The organism is Bacillus sp. FSL K6-3459, from assembly GCF_038003305.1.
In the GTDB taxonomy this organism is placed as follows: Bacteria; Bacillota; Bacilli; order Bacillales; family Bacillaceae; genus Bacillus; species Bacillus pumilus_O.
This window is the reverse complement of record NZ_JBBOOW010000001.1, coordinates 1,850,941-1,869,220: the sequence shown is the minus strand read 5'-3', so window position 1 is coordinate 1,869,220 and position 18,280 is coordinate 1,850,941. Positions and strand designations below refer to the sequence as shown.

At 43.2% G+C, this 18,280-nt stretch carries 16 protein-coding genes and 1 pseudogene; 13 read left to right on the top strand and 4 right to left on the bottom strand.

Going from position 1 to position 18,280, the window contains the following annotated elements:
* The first annotated feature begins 5 nt into the window (after nt 1-5).
* The 9 genes and pseudogenes from gltD (at nt 6) to MHI35_RS09240 (ending at nt 10,188) form a co-directional block, all read left to right on the top strand.
* Entirely contained in the window at nt 6-1,490 is a 1,485-nt protein-coding gene (gltD, locus tag MHI35_RS09275) for a glutamate synthase small subunit (RefSeq protein ID WP_335349830.1), read from the top strand.
* A 75-nt stretch (nt 1,491-1,565) separates the two neighbouring features.
* Nucleotides 1,566-1,658, top strand: a pseudogene (locus tag MHI35_RS18900) (hypothetical protein); the annotation flags it as partial.
* Nucleotides 1,659-1,968: 310 nt separating this feature from the next.
* Nucleotides 1,969-4,389, top strand: a complete 2,421-nt coding sequence (nirB, locus tag MHI35_RS09270) for a nitrite reductase large subunit NirB (RefSeq protein ID WP_335349831.1) — start codon at nt 1,969-1,971, stop codon at nt 4,387-4,389.
* A 14-nt stretch (nt 4,390-4,403) separates the two neighbouring features.
* Nucleotides 4,404-4,727 (top strand): nitrite reductase small subunit NirD, encoded by a 324-nt coding sequence (gene nirD / locus MHI35_RS09265; RefSeq protein ID WP_144523273.1) that lies wholly within the window; start codon nt 4,404-4,406, stop codon nt 4,725-4,727.
* 66 nt (nt 4,728-4,793) lie between these two features.
* Nucleotides 4,794-5,489, top strand: a complete 696-nt coding sequence (locus tag MHI35_RS09260; RefSeq protein WP_144523272.1) for a DUF421 domain-containing protein — start codon at nt 4,794-4,796, stop codon at nt 5,487-5,489.
* A 94-nt stretch (nt 5,490-5,583) separates the two neighbouring features.
* The gene (locus MHI35_RS09255; RefSeq protein WP_144523271.1) at nt 5,584-6,564 is read left to right on the top strand and encodes a pectinesterase family protein; all 981 of its coding nucleotides are present in this window, start codon (nt 5,584-5,586) and stop codon (nt 6,562-6,564) included.
* Nucleotides 6,565-6,691: 127 nt separating this feature from the next.
* Complete coding sequence (gene dacB / locus MHI35_RS09250; protein WP_335349832.1) at nt 6,692-8,176, top strand: D-alanyl-D-alanine carboxypeptidase/D-alanyl-D-alanine endopeptidase; 1,485 nt, start codon at nt 6,692-6,694, stop codon at nt 8,174-8,176.
* Nucleotides 8,177-8,195: 19 nt separating this feature from the next.
* The gene (locus tag MHI35_RS09245; RefSeq protein WP_335349833.1) at nt 8,196-9,563 is read left to right on the top strand and encodes an MATE family efflux transporter; all 1,368 of its coding nucleotides are present in this window, start codon (nt 8,196-8,198) and stop codon (nt 9,561-9,563) included.
* 64 nt (nt 9,564-9,627) lie between these two features.
* Complete coding sequence (locus tag MHI35_RS09240; RefSeq protein ID WP_144523268.1) at nt 9,628-10,188, top strand: CatB-related O-acetyltransferase; 561 nt, start codon at nt 9,628-9,630, stop codon at nt 10,186-10,188.
* A 20-nt stretch (nt 10,189-10,208) separates the two neighbouring features.
* Here MHI35_RS09240 and MHI35_RS09235 read toward each other — a convergent pair whose 3' ends face one another.
* Together MHI35_RS09235 and MHI35_RS18895 are read right to left on the bottom strand one after the other, a co-directional pair.
* Nucleotides 10,209-11,432: a BclA C-terminal domain-containing protein gene (locus tag MHI35_RS09235; protein ID WP_445661563.1), complete on the bottom strand. Its 1,224-nt coding sequence runs from the start codon at nt 11,430-11,432 to the stop codon at nt 10,209-10,211.
* Nucleotides 11,433-11,642: 210 nt separating this feature from the next.
* Entirely contained in the window at nt 11,643-13,295 is a 1,653-nt protein-coding gene (locus tag MHI35_RS18895; protein ID WP_445661559.1) for a BclA C-terminal domain-containing protein, read from the bottom strand.
* A 174-nt stretch (nt 13,296-13,469) separates the two neighbouring features.
* Here MHI35_RS18895 and MHI35_RS09225 point away from each other — a divergent pair, with 174 nt between their 5' ends.
* Nucleotides 13,470-14,489, top strand: coding sequence for an LLM class flavin-dependent oxidoreductase (locus tag MHI35_RS09225; RefSeq protein ID WP_335349392.1), 1,020 nt, complete (start codon nt 13,470-13,472; stop codon nt 14,487-14,489).
* Nucleotides 14,490-14,526: 37 nt separating this feature from the next.
* Here the strand turns inward: MHI35_RS09225 and MHI35_RS09220 are convergent, their stop codons facing one another.
* On the bottom strand, nt 14,527-15,147 hold the full coding sequence (locus MHI35_RS09220) for an acetate uptake transporter (protein ID WP_012010200.1): 621 nt from the start codon (nt 15,145-15,147) through the stop codon (nt 14,527-14,529).
* A gap of 143 nt (nt 15,148-15,290) precedes the next feature.
* Here MHI35_RS09220 and MHI35_RS09215 point away from each other — a divergent pair, with 143 nt between their 5' ends.
* Nucleotides 15,291-16,112 (top strand): uroporphyrinogen-III synthase, encoded by an 822-nt coding sequence (locus MHI35_RS09215; protein ID WP_211063942.1) that lies wholly within the window; start codon nt 15,291-15,293, stop codon nt 16,110-16,112.
* Nucleotides 16,113-16,152: 40 nt separating this feature from the next.
* Here MHI35_RS09215 and MHI35_RS09210 read toward each other — a convergent pair whose 3' ends face one another.
* The gene (locus MHI35_RS09210) at nt 16,153-16,755 is read right to left on the bottom strand and encodes a DedA family protein (protein WP_012010198.1); all 603 of its coding nucleotides are present in this window, start codon (nt 16,753-16,755) and stop codon (nt 16,153-16,155) included.
* 281 nt (nt 16,756-17,036) lie between these two features.
* Here MHI35_RS09210 and MHI35_RS09205 point away from each other — a divergent pair, with 281 nt between their 5' ends.
* Together MHI35_RS09205 and MHI35_RS09200 are read left to right on the top strand one after the other, a co-directional pair.
* Nucleotides 17,037-17,267 (top strand): excisionase family DNA-binding protein, encoded by a 231-nt coding sequence (locus tag MHI35_RS09205; protein WP_012010197.1) that lies wholly within the window; start codon nt 17,037-17,039, stop codon nt 17,265-17,267.
* Nucleotides 17,268-17,287: 20 nt separating this feature from the next.
* Nucleotides 17,288-18,277 (top strand): hypothetical protein, encoded by a 990-nt coding sequence (locus MHI35_RS09200; protein ID WP_335349391.1) that lies wholly within the window; start codon nt 17,288-17,290, stop codon nt 18,275-18,277.
* Nucleotides 18,278-18,280 lie beyond the last annotated feature (3 nt).

The window sequence follows — 18,280 nt, the reverse complement described above, 5'->3', positions numbered from 1 at the left end:
GGACAATGGGCAAAGCAACAGGTTTTATGGATTATAAAAGAGAAAAGCCAAATGAACGTGACCCTCTCACTCGTCAAAATGACTGGAAAGAATATTCAGCTCCTTATACAGATGACGTATTGAAGAAGCAGGGCGCTAGATGTATGGATTGCGGCACACCGTTTTGTCAAATCGGAATGGAGATCAGGGGCGGTGTGTCAGGCTGCCCGATCTATAATTTAATTCCTGAATGGAATGACCTTGTGTATCGCGGAAGATGGAAAGAAGCGCTCGAAAGACTGCAAAAAACAAATAATTTCCCTGAATTTACTGGGAGAGTATGTCCAGCTCCTTGCGAAGGATCATGTACAGTCGCTATCAATGATCCAGCTGTTTCGATTAAAAATATCGAACGCACGATCATTGATAAAGGCTTTGAAAATGGCTGGATCACACCGCGAATTCCTTCAAGCCGTACAGGCAAAAAAATTGCCATTGTCGGCTCAGGACCAGCAGGACTTGCAAGTGCGGATCAATTAAACCAAGCAGGTCATGCCGTTACCGTGTTTGAACGGTCTGACCGCCTTGGCGGACTGCTGACATACGGCATTCCAAACATGAAGCTGGACAAAGAAGTCGTGGAGCGAAGAGTCAAACTGTTGAGACAAGAAGGCATTGACTTTGTGACAAACACAGAAATCGGCTTAGATGTCACTGCCGATGAACTGAAAGAACAGTTTGATGCGGTCATCCTTTGTACAGGTGCACAAAAGCAGCGTGACCTGTTGATTGAAGGCCGTGAAGCTAAAGGGATTCACCTTGCGATGGATTATTTAACCCTCGCAACAAAAAGCATGCTGGATTCAGGATTTAAAGACAAAAACTTTATTGATGCAAAAGGAAAAGACGTTATTGTCATTGGCGGAGGAGATACAGGTGCAGATTGCGTTGCAACTGCCCTTCGCCAAAAAGCAAAAAGTGTTGTTCAGTTCGGGAAGCATCCGAAGCTTCCAGATACACGTGTAGGGGATAACATGTGGCCTGAACAGCCTTACGTCTTCTCACTCGATTATGCTTATGAAGAAGCTCAAGCGAAATTCGGGGAAGATCCGCGTCAATATTCCATTCAAACCACAAAAATAGTGGCAGATAAAAATGGAAAATTAAAAGAGCTTCATACGATCCAAATGGAAAAGGTGAAAAACGAACATGGGAAGTTTGAATTTCATGAGATTCCAGGGACAGAAAAAGTATGGCCAGCTCAGCTAGTCTTTATTGCAATTGGTTTTGAGGGAACTGAACAGCCACTTGTGAAACACTTTGGCGTGGACAGCAAAAACAATCGCATTGACGCAAAGTATGGGGAATATACAACAAATGTAGAAGGCGTATTTGCAGCGGGAGATGCAAGACGCGGGCAAAGCTTGATTGTCTGGGCAATTAATGAAGGCAGACAAGTGGCGCATGAGGTAGACCGGTATTTAATGGGGAGTTCGGTTCTGCCAAAATAGGTCAAACAAAGGGTGTTTACACATATAAAGAAAAGCCATGACCAAATAGTGGTCATGGCTTTTTATGATTCAGAAGATGTAATTTTACTTACTTCGTCATATTTAAAGGCTGAAGGTACCGTGACAAACGTAGAAGGGCGCGTTACGCTAAAAGAAGCAACATATCCATTTGTATTTTAACAACTCTATGAAGGCAAATACGGCTTTTTCACTCGCAGAAGAAAAATGGTGAGCTGTAATAAAAGTTGAAGAATCTGATTATTCTGGCATGACCTATGAACCGAACGATGTTTTAAAAATGAATGCTCACATTATGATAGTGGAGCAAAATTTGTCGTTGTCACACAACATGAAAAAAGGTGGCTAGGGAACTGTCCTGTACAGCTGCCAGACTATGTGAGAAATCAAAACATGTATTTTATATCTATGTTTAAATGATGGTACTTTCTAAAAATGATCACTTGAGGGGTGTTTTATCATGAAAGAAAGACTCGTATTAGTGGGGAACGGTATGGCTGGTATTCGGAGCATCGAAAACATTTTAAAAATGGACAGCGAACGATTCGAGATGACGGTATTTGGAAGCGAACCGCATCCTAACTATAACCGGATTCTTTTATCAAAGGTGCTTCAAGGAGATACGAAGGTTGAAGATATTACACTAAACGATTGGAACTGGTATGAGGCGCATGAGATTCAGCTTTTTACAAATGAAACCATTGTGAAGATCGATACAGAAAACCAAACAGTCACCAGTGATCAAGGACGCACCGTGCCTTATGACCGGTTGATTTTAGCTACAGGCTCACTTCCGTTTATCCTGCCGATTCCAGGAAGTGATAAAAAAGGTGTGACTGGCTTTCGGACATTGCAAGATACAGAGGAAATGGTGAGAGCCTCTCACAAGTACAAAAAAGCAGCAGTCATTGGAGGCGGGCTTCTTGGACTAGAAGCGGCACGCGGCCTACTTAACTTAGGCATGGAAGTGAATGTCATTCACCTCTGCCCCTATTTAATGGAACGTCAGCTAGACCCGACTGCAGGTCAGCTTCTTCAAAAAGCATTAGAGGAACAGGGCATGAACTTCCTATTAGGAAAGAAGACAACTGAGATTTTAGGAGAAACAAGAGTTGAAGAATTATCATTTTCAGACGGCACAACACTTGAGACAGATCTCGTCGTCATGGCTGTAGGAATTAAACCAAGTAAAATGCTTGCAGAAATAAGTGGTCTTGAAGTGAACAAAGGTATTATCGTGAATGATTTCATGGAAACAAGTGTACCAGGCATTTATGCCGTCGGAGAATGTTTAGAACACAGGGGACAAACGTACGGTCTTGTTGCTCCTTTATATGACCAAGCGCATGTGCTTGCTGGGCATATATGTGACATGAATCCTGCCCCATATGAAGGCTCTGTGATGTCAACACAGCTGAAAGTGTCAGGAGTTGACGTATTTTCCGCCGGTGATTTTATAGAAAACGATGAGAAAAAAGCGATCAAAATTTTTGATGAGCAAAAAGGCATTTACCAAAAACTAGTCTTCCAGCAAAATCGATTAGTAGGTGCCGTCATGTTTGGAGAAACAAGTGATGGGCCCCGCCTATTCTCATACATTAGAAAAGGGATAGATATGTCGGATAGGGAAAAGGTGTCTGTTCTAACCTCAAATAATCCGGCGCAAGAAAGCACGATTGAAAGCATGTCAAATGACCATATCGTTTGCGGCTGTAACGGGGTCTCAAAGGGTCAGATTGTGGAAGCTATTCAAAAAGAAGGCTTAACAACGCTTCAGGAAGTCAAGCAATGTACAAGTGCCTCACGATCATGCGGAGGCTGCAAACCCGTTGTTGAAGAGATTCTTTGGCACACGTTGGGCGATGGTGCGAACCGAACAGCTCAAAAAGAAACCATCTGCGCCTGCACCACTCTTTCACGGGATGAAGTCATTCACGAAATCAAAGAGAAGGGCTTGCAGCATGTCAAGGAAGTCATGAGTGTACTTGATTGGGAGACAGAAGAAGGCTGTTCAAAATGCCGACCTGCCTTAAACTACTATTTAGGCATGCTTCAACCTCTTGAGTACAAAGATGAAAGAAGCTCAAGATATGTGAATGAACGTTTGCATGCCAATATTCAAAAAGATGGCACTTATTCGGTTGTTCCGCGGATGTATGGTGGCGTCACAAATGCAAATGACCTGAGAAAAATAGCTGATGTCGTCGACAAATATGAAATACCGCTTGTGAAAATGACGGGCGGTCAGCGTATTGACCTTCTAGGTGTCAAAAAAGAAGATTTACCTAAAGTGTGGGCAGACCTGGATATGCCTTCTGGTTATGCATACGGAAAATCTTTAAGAACGGTCAAAACTTGTGTTGGCGAACAATTTTGCCGGTTCGGCACACAGGATTCAATGGCGCTTGGTATTGCACTTGAAAAGAAATTCGAAGGTCTTGCGACACCGCATAAAGTCAAATTGGCTGTCTCTGCTTGCCCTAGAAACTGTGCAGAATCTGGCATTAAGGACCTCGGCATTGTGGGGATAGATGGAGGATTCGAATTGTACGCTGGCGGTAATGGCGGCACGCATCTGCGTGCTGGAGATTTATTGATGAAGGTCAGTACAGCTGAAGAAGTAGAGCAAGTGGCAGCTGCATATCTTCAATATTACAGAGAAACGGCTAATTATTTAGAAAGAACCTCTGCTTGGGTTGAACGACTTGGATTAGATCATATTCAATCTGTACTTCTAGACGATGAGAAACGAGAAGCCTTGATCCAAAGAATGGACATCGCACTTTCCACGTATGAAGAGCCTTGGCAGGAGCTTCGCGAGAGTCAAAAAGCGACGAAACAATTATTTCAAAAAGCAACGGCTTCTGTATCAATCAATTGAAGGGATGAGATCATATGACAGTTTCAGTTGTAAAAGTTCACATTGGCACCTTATCAGATTTTCCGCTGCAGCTAGGAAAAACAGTTGAAGCAGGTACTCTTGAATTAGCTGTTTTTCAAACCTCTCAACAGCAGTTCAAAGCGATTGAAAACCGCTGTCCTCATAAAGGCGGTGTTCTGGCTGAAGGAATGGTAAGCGGAGAATATGTGTTCTGCCCAATGCATGATTGGAAAATCGATCTTTCGTCAGGGAACGTTCAAGCACCAGATCATGGATGCGTTAAAACATATGAAACATTGGTTGAGGGGAACGAGGTCTTTGTTTTATTCCCTATATAACTAGTTTAGATCCTTCCTTTCATGTAAATGCTGTATGTAAATAGAGCAAGAAAGGAAGGAATCTTCGTGCCGTTTCTTAGTATATTGCTTGAGCTCTTTATCGGATTTTTCGCCTTGTTTTTAATTACAAAATTATTAGGGAAAACACAATTTGCTCAAATCACGCCGTTTGATTTTATTTCTGCACTCATTTTAGGCGAAATGGTCGGAAACGCCATTTTTGACCCAGAAGTCAAAATTCAGCACATTTTATTTGCTGTTGCGGTATGGGGCGTCCTCATCTACACAGTTGAATGGTTTTCACAGCGCTTTAAAGGGATCAGGGCCTTTTTAGAAGGAAGACCGACACTTGTCATTGATCAAGGGAAGATTCACTACAATCGCTTGAAGAAAAATATGCTGGATCTCAATCAGCTTCAGACATTGATCCGCGCGAAAGGTCATTTTTCCTTGCATGAAATTGAATATGCCATTTTGGAAACAGACGGCTCTGTCAGTGTTCTTCCGAAAATGAAATACGCAACAGCCACCGCAGAAGATGTGAACGTGAAGGGAAAAGAAGTCAAATTGCCTAGAACGTTTATTATTGATGGTGAAATTTTAAAAGATGATCTACAAGAAGCTGGCTTTGACGAAACATGGTTGAGTGAGCAATTAAAAAAGCAGCACATTTCCTCCTATCGAGACGTTCTATTTTGTGAATGGATTGAAAATGAAGGGATTTATGCAATGAAATATGAAAAGTCTAAAAAACACCCCTAACATTAAGAAGAAGTGGGTGTTTTTTATGCCCGTCATGAATAGGATCAAAAAGAATGTTTGATTGAAAACGTTCACAAAGAGGAGGAGATGTACGATGAAGTATGGAAAGGTATGGCTTGTGATCGCCTTGTCTTTATTACTATTGAACTCTGCTTCACTTCAAGCAGCCGGACATCAGAATCAAACAAATCGCGTCCTTGTGGTCGATCAAAAGGGAAATGGCTCGTTTCGAACCGTTCAGTCTGCCATTGATGCGATTCCAGCAAATAATCAACAGCGCGTCACGATCTATATTAAAAATGGTGTGTATAAAGAAAAAATCCTGCTTCCACAAAATAAACCTTACGTGTCCTTTATCGGGGAAGACCAATACAAGACGATTCTGACGTATAATGATACAAATGCAAGTACTGGAAGCACAACAAATAGTTCAAGCACAATGATTCGTGCGAACGACTTTTACGCAGAAAATATTACCTTTCAAAATACGGCCGGCAGACATGCTGGTCAGGCGGTTGCACTGTACGTCTCTGGTGACCGGGCTGCATTCAAACAAGTACGAGTCTTAGGGTATCAAGATACACTTTATGCAACGGGTACAGGCCGGCAATATTATGAAAACTGCTATATCGAAGGAACGGTCGATTTTATTTTTGGATCAGCTACAGCCGTGTTTAAAAGAGCTGAAATAAAAAGTCTTGGAAATGGGTATATTACTGCAGCATCCACAACAGAATTTCAAAAATATGGCTATGTATTGATTGATTCTACGCTGCAAAAGGGCACGGCTGCTGCTCAATCAGTTTATTTAGGACGTCCGTGGAGGCCTCATTCTGCTGTGACATTCCTCAATACAAAAATGGATCATCATATAAAGGCAGAGGGGTGGCATAACTGGGATAACCGCGATAACGAAAGAACAGCAAGATATAAAGAATACGGATCGACAGGGGCAGGAAGCAATTTGACAAACCGCGTGAAATGGTCCAGCATTTTAACGAAAAATGAAGCAAGTCAAATCACGGTGCAAGCTGTTCTTGGCGGAGCCGATGGCTGGAATCCAGAAAAAAGGTAAAGGGCTTGTCAGTTTTCGTCAAAGAAAGCTGACTTTTCTGTTTAAAAAACCTTTGAGAACAAACGTTCTTTTGTGTATAATGAACATATTCTTCTAAAATTGGCTGAGACAAAAAAGGAGGGATTCCGTGAAGCGTTTTTCACAGCTCTTGTTTTTACAAATATGTATTCTGTCGATTTTATTTCTCCCGTTTTCAGCAAAAGATGATCAACTGACAGCTCGTAACGGCTCACTATCGTGGATGACAACTTTAGATGAATTCATACGAACAGCACCTGATTTAGAGGGCGCAATCTCAGGCATTAGCGTCCGCGATACTTCTGACTCCTCTCTTCTTTATGAACATCAAGCTGATATGCGTCTCACTCCTGCTTCTAATATTAAACTTCTCACATCAGCCATCGCCCTTGATATACTTGGAGAAACACACACATTCCCTACAGACATCTGGATGGATGGTTCTATTCAAAAGAAAACGTTACATGGAAGCCTGTATCTACGCGGTACCGGAGATCCGACTTTATTAGAAGAGGATTTTGCAGCACTTGCCAAACAAGTGAAAAAGGCCGGAATACATACGATTCGCGGACAGCTTGCGGCAGACGATACATGGTATGATGACACAAGATATTCGATTGATTTACCTTGGAGTGATGAGGATCAATATTACGGTGCACAAATCTCTGCTCTCACAGCTTCACCGAATCAAGATTATGATGCCGGAACAGTGATTCTTGAAGTTAAGCCTGGCAAAAAGGCAGGGCAAAAAGCGACCTATGACATGATTCCGAAGACTTCTGTCCCTCAAGTCATCAATCAAGTAAAAACCGTACCAGAAGGCGGGAAAAAGAAAATTTCTTTTAAGCGTTCTCACGGAACCAACAAGATCACTTTGACTGGAACTATTCCGGTAAAAGCGAGTGTATCTAGGCAATGGGTAGCGTTATGGGAACCAACCTCTTATGCGTTAGATTTAATGAAACACGCATTAAGGGTGGAAGGGATCCAAGTAAAGGGACCACTGAAAACAAAACAAGTTCCTAAAAAAGCGAAGAAAATTGCTTCCCATTCATCTATGCCTTTATCAGAGCTTCTTGTTCCCATGATGAAACTCAGCAACAATACCCATGCAGAAGTTTTGCTAAAGGAGCTAGGCAAGAAAGTGAAGAACAAAGGGAGCTTTGAAGCTGGACTAGATGTCATGAATGAACGTCTTCCTGCCTTTGGCATAGATTCTTCTCTGACAGTTTTGCGAGATGGGTCAGGCATATCACCTATTAACCTTGTTTCTGCCAATCAGTTCACATTATTTTTAGCAAACATTCAAAAAGAAAAGTGGTTTAAGACCTTTGAACATGCGCTTCCGTTAGCTGGGGCAAGTGAACGAATGGTCGGAGGGACGTTAAGGAACAGATTAAAAAAACCTGCTACACTAGAAAAAGTACGTGCAAAAACAGGTTCATTAACTACAGTCAGTACACTTTCTGGATACATTGACACGAAGAGCGGAAAAACAATCGCTTTTTCCATCTTATTAAATCATCTTGTTGATGACGAAAAGGGGAAAGAGATAGAAGACCACATTGTCAGCATTTTAGCTGAGAATCTTTAGATAGAGAAGGAGAACCATCATGACGTTAGATAACAATCAATCTTTAGTAAAAACCATGTCCATTTTTCTCGTCCCGCTTTTGCTTAGCAATATTTTGCAATCAATCGGACAGCTTGTATCCATCGTTCTTGTTGGCAGATGGATCGGAGAGGATGCAGTAGCTGCCATTTCTGCATTCTTTCCGCTTTTCTTTTTACTCGTTTCTTTTTCCATTGGAATTGGATCAGGAAGTTCAATCCTAATTGGACAAGCGTATGGAGCAAAAAATGAACAAAGGTTAAAAGAAATTATCGGCACAACGCTTTCATTCACTTTTTTGATCGGACTTTCTTTAGCAATTATTGGAGGTTTTTTTGCCACTGACATTTTAAACCTCATGGGGACACCTGCAAATATCGTGAAGGAAAGTGCGGCGTATGCCAGAATTCTATTCATCTCAATGCCAATCTTATTTCTTTATTTTGTGTACACGACCTTCCTGCGAGGAACTGGGGATTCGAAAACACCTTTTTATTTCTTAATGATTAGTACAGCAACGAATATTTTAATGCTGCCGATTTTATTATTTGGCTGGCTCGGACTGCCAGCGTTCGGTTTATACGGCGCTGCATATGCTTCTGTGATTTCAACCATTGTGACGTTTACTATTCTACATATCTACTTATATAAGACAAAGCACCCGCTTCGTATTGATGCATCAGTTAGAAAGCATTTATTGATGAAAGGGGATTTACTAAAAACATTATTAAAGCTCAGCATTCCATCGAGCATTAATATGATTCTCATTTCCTTATCAGAAATTGCTGTTATTTCCTTTGTCAATGATTATGGGTCACAGGCGACTGCTGCGTATGGCGTTGTCAATCAAGTTGTGAGCTATGTGCAGATGCCGGCGGTAAGTCTCGGCATTGCAGTCTCGATCTTTGCAGCACAATTCATCGGTGCAGGGAATATCAACCGCTTGAAAGATGTAATAAAAATCGGGTTAGGGCTCAATTTCGCCATAGGCGGATTCATTATTATCATCGTTTATCTCTTAGCACCACAGATTTTATCTATCTTTTTAACAGATTCTAAGACGATTGACATTGCCTATAGCTTAGTCGTCATTACATTATGGAGCTATCTTATTTTTGGAACAGCCCAAATTGTTGCAGCCACGATGAGAGCAAGTGGAACAGTTTTATGGCCAACAATCTTTAGTATTTGCTCTATTTGGCTTGTAGAAGTACCAGTTGCTTATGTGTTATCGCACTACACATCCCTTGGCATCAAGGGCATATGGATTGGCTATCCTGCGGCTTTCTTTGTGAACTTACTCCTTCAATACGGCTACTATCAGCTGGTTTGGAAGAAAAAACAGATTGTAGCGCTTGTGCAATCATAATGTAAACGTGTGAAGTAGCATATACATACGAAGATCTATCACATTTCAGGAGGTGTGATCTTCTATGTTTTTGAATCAAAGAAGTGAACTGAGTACGCACGATATCGGTGATTTTTCTTATGCCGGACCAGATTTCCAAGTGTTGACATGGGGGGAAGGAACGACACTAACCATCGGTAAGTTTTGTTCCATTGCAAACGAAGTGAAAATTTTTCTTGGCGGTGAACACCGGACAGATTGGGTCACAACGTATCCATTTAATCAAATTTTCAAAGAAGCTGCCCACATCAAAGGACATCCCAGATCAAAAGGAGATGTGCACATAGGGCACGACGTATGGATTGGAAATGGAGCGACGATTATGTCAGGAGTATGTATAGGGAACGGAGCAGTAATTGGAGCAAATAGTGTGATCACAAAAGATGTACCGCCATATGCAATCGCCGCAGGAAATCCGCAGCAGCTCATGAAATACCGATTTTCATCTAAAACAATTGAAAAACTTCAGTTATTAGAATGGTGGAATTTAGAGTTTACCGTCATCCAATCTATTTTTCACCTCTTACAATCTGATGATATCGAACAATGTATAAAAGTCATAGAAGACATAAAAAAGAAAGGCTGAAAAAGCCTTTCTTTTTTTGTTTAACTGAGCCGTATAATAGTCAAGGTTGCTCCGGCAGCACCACCACCGCCAACTAATATAGCTGTGACAACCGCCCCAAAAAACTGCAGTGAAATAGTATTACCAGCTGTTAAATTAACAATGACAGTATTGTTGATAAATGAAGTAGAGATAACAGGTGATTGAACAGAACCAGAAATAGTATTTGCTCCATTTAAAAGCAAACGCGTATTAATCAAAAGTGCTGTAGTGGTGTTGACTTGATACGTAATATAATATTTACCTGTTTGCAGAACGGTAAAAACCGTACTTGTGCCGTTTGCTGTAAAACCAGTAATGTTTTGAAAGTTCGGCAATGGAATATTCGTTCCCCCGGCTACAGTAACAATGGTAGGACCAGAACTATTAGCAGCATAAAGTGCTGTATCCGTAAAACCACCTGTTCCAGTAGCTCCAGTAACACCTGTGACGCCAGTAGGTCCGGTTGGTCCTGTGATTCCTGTAGCCCCAGTCGGACCAGTGCTACCTGTGACGCCAGTAGGTCCAGTTGCCCCAGTGATTCCCGTGGCACCAGTAGGTCCAGTTGCCCCAGTGATTCCCGTGGCACCAGTAGATCCGGTTGAACCAGTGCTACCTGTGTCACCAGTAGATCCAGTTGCCCCAGTGCTACCTGTGACGCCAGTAGGTCCAGTTGCCCCAGTGATTCCCGTGGCACCAGTAGATCCAGTTGCCCCAGTGCTACCTGTGTCACCAGTAGGTCCGGTTGAACCAGTGATTCCTGTAGCGCCAGTCGGACCAGTTGGTCCAGTGCTACCTGTGACGCCAGTAGGTCCAGTTGCCCCAGTGATTCCCGTGTCACCAGTAGATCCAGTTGCCCCAGTGCTACCTGTGGCGCCAGTAGGTCCGGTTGAACCAGTGCTACCTGTGTCACCAGTAGATCCAGTGGCACCAGTGATTCCAGTGATGCCAGTAGATCCAGTCGCTCCAGTGATTCCCGTGGCACCAGTAGATCCGGTTGCCCCAGTGAATCCAGTGGCACCAGTAGATCCAGTTGCCCCAGTGATTCCTGTAGCGCCAGTAGGTCCAGTTGCACCAGTGCTACCTGTGATGCCAGTAGGTCCAGTTGCCCCAGTGCTACCTGTGGCACCAGTAGATCCAGTTGCCCCAGTGATTCCTGTAGCGCCAGTAGATCCAGTTGAACCAGTGATACCTGTGACGCCAGTAGATCCAGTTGCCCCAGTGATTCCTGTAGCGCCAGTAGGTCCAGTTGCACCAGTGATGCCAGTAGATCCAGTTGCCCCAGTGCTACCTGTGACCCCAGTGCTACCTGTGACGCCAGTAGGACCAGTAGGTCCAGTGATGCCAGTAGATCCAGTTGCCCCAGTGCTACCTGTGACGCCAGTCGGACCAGTAGGTCCCCCAGTGATGGCCCAGTAGATCCAGTTGCCCCAGTGCTACCTGTGACCAGTCCAGTAGATCCAGTTGCCCCAGTGATTCCTGTGACGCCAGTCCAGTTGCCCCAGTGATTCCTGTGACGCCAGTCGGAGAGATCCAGTTGCCCCAGTGCTACCTGTGACGCCAGTAGATCCAGTTGCCCCAGTGCTACCTGTGGCACCAGTAGATCCAGTTGCCCCAGTGATTCCTGTGGCGCCAGTAGGTCCGGTTGAACCAGTGCTACCTGTGTCACCAGTAGATCCAGTTGCCCCAGTGCTACCTGTGACGCCAGTAGGTCCAGTTGCCCCAGTGATTCCCGTGGCACCAGTAGATCCAGTTGCCCCAGTGCTACCTGTGTCACCAGTAGGTCCGGTTGAACCAGTGATTCCTGTAGCGCCAGTCGGACCAGTTGGTCCAGTGCTACCTGTGACGCCAGTAGGTCCAGTTGCCCCAGTGATTCCCGTGTCACCAGTAGATCCAGTTGCCCCAGTGCTACCTGTGTCACCAGTAGGTCCGGTTGAACCAGTGATTCCTGTAGCGCCAGTCGGACCAGTTGGTCCAGTGCTACCTGTGACGCCAGTAGGTCCAGTTGCCCCAGTGATTCCCGTGGCACCAGTAGATCCAGTTGCCCCAGTGATTCCCGTGGCACCAGTAGATCCAGTTGATCCAGTGCTACCTGTGTCACCAGTAGGTCCGGTTGAACCAGTGATTCCTGTAGCGCCAGTCGGACCAGTTGGTCCAGTGCTACCTGTGGCGCCAGTAGGTCCGGTTGAACCAGTGATTCCTGTAGCGCCAGTCGGACCAGTTGGTCCAGTGCTACCTGTGGCGCCAGTAGGTCCGGTTGAACCAGTGCTACCTGTGGCACCAGTAGATCCAGTTGCCCCAGTGATACCTGTGACGCCAGTAGGTCCAGTTGCCCCAGTGATTCCCGTGTCACCAGTAGATCCGGTTGAACCAGTGATTCCCGTGTCACCAGTAGGTCCGGTTGCCCCAGTGATACCTGTAACTCCAGTAGGTCCGGTTGAACCAGTGCTACCTGTGACGCCAGTAGAACCCGGATCACCAGGTGCTGCCAAAAGCGTATAATCCGGGGACGTATCTGGCGTACCTAAAGGTGGAGCCGAGTTCACAATATACGTACCACCTTCATAAGTGACCACTTGACCCACTGAATACGTGGATGCTCTTGCTGGATCATATGCTTCAATACCACTTAATCCTACCCCTGTAGGGCCAGTCGGACCAGTTTCCCCAGAAGCTGCCAAAAGCGTATAATCGGGGGAAAGTCCAGGTATTCCTGAGGGAGCATCTACCTTGGCAATATAAGTACTGCCATTAAACGTAACGACTTGACCCGCCTCGTAATCTTGTGATTGTGAGGGGTTAAATGAGAGGGCGCCGGTTAATCCGCCAGCAGGTCCGGTTGGTCCGGTAGGCCCTGCGGGACCTGCTGGGCCTCTTCGTCCAACCCTTTGAATTATTTTTGGTTGTTTTTCTCCTTTTGCACAGGGGGGATCCCCTTGAGGTCTGTTTTGTTTTGAATGTTCTTGTTTGATAAATGGACAGTCTCTTCTTTGAGGACGATCATGACGTGATCTTTTGTAATGAGGCTCCTCATGATATTTACCGCAAAAGGGACATTTGTGATCGAATTGATTGTACAAATTGCCCATCTCCTAAAATTGATATTTCATTCTATGAGCAAATTTTTAAATTGGAAGTAAAACCTAGAAAATCATCATTTCGAAAATCATCGAATCAAATCATTTAAATGTTTTATGATTTTATGTTATGGTGTTGAAAGTATGAAACTAGTATGATTTTTGACAGAAATGGGGACATCATTTATGAGTCAATCAGTTTTAAAGCGCACAGCTTATTCCGTTTTAAATTTATCCTCTGTGACAGAAGGCGGCACCATTAAGGAATCTTTTGAACATAGTATGGATTTAGCAAAAAAGGCGGAGAAGTGGGGTTATCATAGATATTGGCTTGCGGAACACCATAATATGGAAGGTGTTGCAAGTTCAGCAACGTCCGTTTTAATTGGATATATTGCTGGCGGAACCGAGAAAATTCGAGTAGGGTCTGGCGGAATTATGCTGCCAAACCACTCTTCACTTGTCATTGCTGAACAATTCGGCACACTTGAGACATTATATCCAGGGAGAATTGATTTAGGTCTTGGCAGAGCACCAGGGACAGATCAGTTAACGGCAAGGGCACTTAGACGTAATCTTCATAATGGAGAGGATTTCCCTGAGCAGCTAGAAGAACTTATGCAATATTTCAAGCCAACCGGCCAGGTCAAAAAGCATGTAAGAGCCGTTCCGGGAGAGGGGCTAGACATTCCGATATGGCTCCTTGGGTCAAGTGGTTTTAGCGCAAGACTTGCAGGAGAGCTTGGATTGCCATTCGCATTTGCGGCACATTTTTCACCTAAAAATACAATTCCTGCTTTAGAGTTGTATAGACAGTCATTTAGACCATCTGATGTGTTAAAAGAGCCTTATGCCATGGTGGGGGTGACAGCTTTTGCTGCAGATCAAACAGAGCGAGCTGAATATTTGGCAACCTCTCATTATCAGCGGTTTTTGAGCCTCATTCGAAATACTCCAGGAAAACTCAAAGCGCCTGTCGACAGTATGGACAGTCTTTGGAGTCCATATGAAAAAGCAATGGTGGATGAACAATTAAGTTCGACAATGATCGGAGATAAAGAAAAGGTGAAAAGAGAATTGGAAGCCTTTGTTGAAGCCACTCAAGCAGACGAATTGATGATTAATTCGGATATGTTTGACCATCAAGAAAGAATGCGTTCATATGAAATCATTGGCGAGATCTTCCAAGAAGCACAAGAAAAATAAACATAAAAAAGAACTGCATAAAGCAGTTCTTTTTTACTTATGCTTTTGTAAAAATACGAAATGGTTGTCCAATTGGCAGCACAGTACGGCCAAAATGAGTATTGAGCACAACTGCTGCTGAACCATAAAATGAAAGCAGGGAAATGATCAATTCTGCAATACCGGCAATGGTATGAGTCACGTCGTACATCACACCAAAAGAGCTTAGGGAAAGACCAAGGAATAAGAAATCAATAAAGACAAAAATCAAAAATAATACTTTATGTGTTTCCATTGCACCAATCGTCATAAACAAGCTGAAAATTAAATACCCGATAAACGCAAAACCTAGTTGTTTAGGATCTGCTGCTTCCGCAAGCGTTTTCCCAAAAACGCCCGCTTGAATGAGCCAAGTCGTTCCAACGCCCATCCAAAAAAGACCGAATGCGCCAAAGGCAGTGGCTCCAAAAATATTATGATGCTTTGAATCTTGTATGGACGCGATCAGTTGCGCGATGCCTCCAAGGAAGATAGCCCAAGGTAAAATAAGGGAAGTGCCATCTGTAATTCCTAGTTTTTGTGAGGACGCAACGAGCGTCACCATTGCTAAACCAAACAAACCAAGTGGTGTTGGGTCTGCAATTGATAATCGATAAGCTTGAACATTCTGTTTTTCCATAATGACCTCCTACAATTTGCACTTACAAAAGATACTCGAATTAGACCGAAACGTCAAGCTCTTTTTTAGTAGACACTTGCATCGTCTTCCAAATAAATCTATATTTAATACATATCAAATGTGATAGAAAAAGAGGGATAAAATTGAGTAAAGGCTTATCTGGAAAAACGATTGCCATTTGTGGAACGAGAAAAACAGAAGAAATGCGTACACTTGTCGAAAAGCAAGGGGGACAAGCTGTTATTCGTTCTCTTCAAGGAACCGTATTTTTAGCCAAAGAGGAGTTAAAGCCAGGCATTGAAACCTTTGTGAAACAAGGTACTGACTGGGTGATTTTAACAACAGGCATTGGGACTGATACATTAATTGAGAGTGCAGAAGAGCTTGATTTAGGAGAAGAATTTATGCATATTCTATCAAATGCACAAATTGCTTCAAGAGGATACAAAACCTATGCTGCTCTCAAAAAACGTGGAATTCAGCCAGACGTGTCTGATGAAGATGGAACAGTGCGTGATCTGATCTCAAAGCTTGAAGGCAAAGAGTTTCAAGGCAAACGTGTCATGGTGCAGCTGCACGGGGAAAATGCTCCAGCTCTCATGAAGTTTTTACATGACAAAGGGGCAGAGGTATTGCCACTTTTACCTTATCAGCACACACCACCTGAACCAGAAGCCGCAGAAACATTGTTTCAAGAAATGAAAGACGGAAAAGTCCACGCCGTCTGTTTTACAACCGCTGTTCAGGTGCACGCCTTTTTCACATTAGCAGCAAAATGGGGCAGAAAAGAAGAACTTAAAGCGCTATTTGAGCAGCACGTACTGGCAGTAGCTGTTGGAAAAGTCACAGCTGAAGCTTTAAAAGAAGAGGGCATTGACAGGATTCTTGCCCCGTCACTTGAGAGAATGGGTGCAATGATTATGGAATTATCTCAATATATGAAAAAACAATCCTCACACTCATAGAAAAAACGCCTTTCACTAAAGCAGTGGAAGGCGTTTTTCATTAGATTGTCCGTTTTCGGTTCGTCCGAATTTTTTTTATGACGAAATAGAGAACGATCAAGACGATTGCAATGGCCATAATAGGAGTTGTATAAGCGTGAGCAACGCTTTGAATGTGATCCCACTTTGTCCCAAGCTGCATACCGAGATAGATAAATAAGATCGACCAAGGGATGGCTGCTAATCCTGTCAATAGAACAAATTTCAAAAAAGGCATTTTGGCAATACCAGCTGGAATGGAGATGGCATGGCGGACAACAGGAATAAAGCGCGCTGTAAACACCACACCGGTTCCATATCGATCAAACCAGCGCTCTGCAGTGGCGATATGATGTTCATGGATGAATAAGTATTTTCCGTACTTTGTTAAAAATGGTCTTCCGCCATAAAGACCAATCCAGTATATAAAACACTGTGCGAGCGTACCCCCGATGACGCCAGCGATAACAGCTCCCACAAAACCGATTGTTCCTGTTGACACCATATATCCGCCATAAGCTAGTACAATTTCGCTCGGAATGATTTCAATCATCAGACCTAGAGCTACACCTACATAACCAAGGCTTGTCAGCCAGGTTAAAATTTCATTAAAAAAGGTTCCCATTCATTTCACGCTGCCTTTAAATACGAATTTTCTTCAAGCATCCTGATAAAAGCCTATGCTTGTTTTGCTTTTCTCATGAGTCTGATTACGCTTACCTCTCATTAAGGCTAAACCGAAAAACGCCCATCGAGCAAACTTTATCATACCATATTTGCTCACACCTAGACGATTTACTTGGTGAACACTTGTTATGTGAAGAACTATCATGTACAGGCTGTGACCGTTTTTTCAACAAATCATGATATACTTTGATAGATGAAACGAACGGGTGGTGCACAAACATGTATTTAACCATTGAAGAAACAGCTGAATACTTAGAAGTTTCTGAGGCGTATATTGAGAAATTAATTCAGCAAAAAAAGATCCGTTTTGTATTTGACGGAGAATCATATCTCATTTATCAAGGACAGTTTCAAACGCATATAAAGCAGCTTGAACAATATAAAGAGCTCGTCCAAGAGATTTTAAATGAACCGATTCCTGAAGATCCAGATGTAAAGGACGAAGATTAGATTCAAAGGAAGTGAATGGAGTGGAAAATGCCGTCTTGTGTGAAGCCTGTCAAAAGAACGCAATGAATGTGGTAGAAGATACGGATGAACCAAAACAACCTTATCAATTATGCCAACCGTGTCACAAGAGACTACTCAACAATTCTTTACGACCGATTGAATGGTATCACTTAGCCGTTCTCCATTCACCTAAACAATTTTTACTGCATGATGACTTTTATGGAGAGGACGGACAGGCTGTCTTATTAGAGGGTGATGTCATCGTCACAAAAGAAGATAAAGCCCCCACATTACAAGATGTTCGGCAAGATTTGGCGTCTTTATTAGACTTTTCAATCACTAGGTGGTTTCTTGAGGCTGATGTCATTGATGCGCTGAAACAGCATGATCAGCAAAGAATCTTAGACTCTGTTCAATATCGGTTTGATCAGACTCAGCATATTGAAGTGAAATCACGTATGCTAGAAATCACAGCTGATGTTTTAGGTACATCTGCCGCTGGGTGGGTAAGGGAACTTATGATTCAGACTGACAAAGAATTGCTTTATCCACTTTCTTGGGCAACGGCCAGCAGTTTGCCAGAAAATGAAGGTTTACAACATGTATTAGAGAAATTGACATCGATCAGTGAAAAAGAATTGCCGACAGATGCTTTTATCTGCCTGTACCGTTTCCGTTCTAACAAAATACTGGATTGGATGGAGTCAGCTTGCACTCATTTTCACGTTCATTGGGGAAGGCTGGCAGCCTTAAGCCATCCAACCTGGGATCGAATGAAAACATGGCTAGACAAAGGAAGACCTTTCAGTTTAATTGCCCTTGAAACAATGGCACACTGTGCTAAAGGGAATAGACCAGTCCTTGTGGAACAATATTCTCCTAAAATCCTTCACACAGATAAAAGTGAAGTAGAGAACACTTTAAATGACTATCTTCAAAAAGATGGCGTTCCAAGAGTCAAAACGAACGTGTCTACCATATTGAACAATAAAGAAGATATTTTCGAATAATTT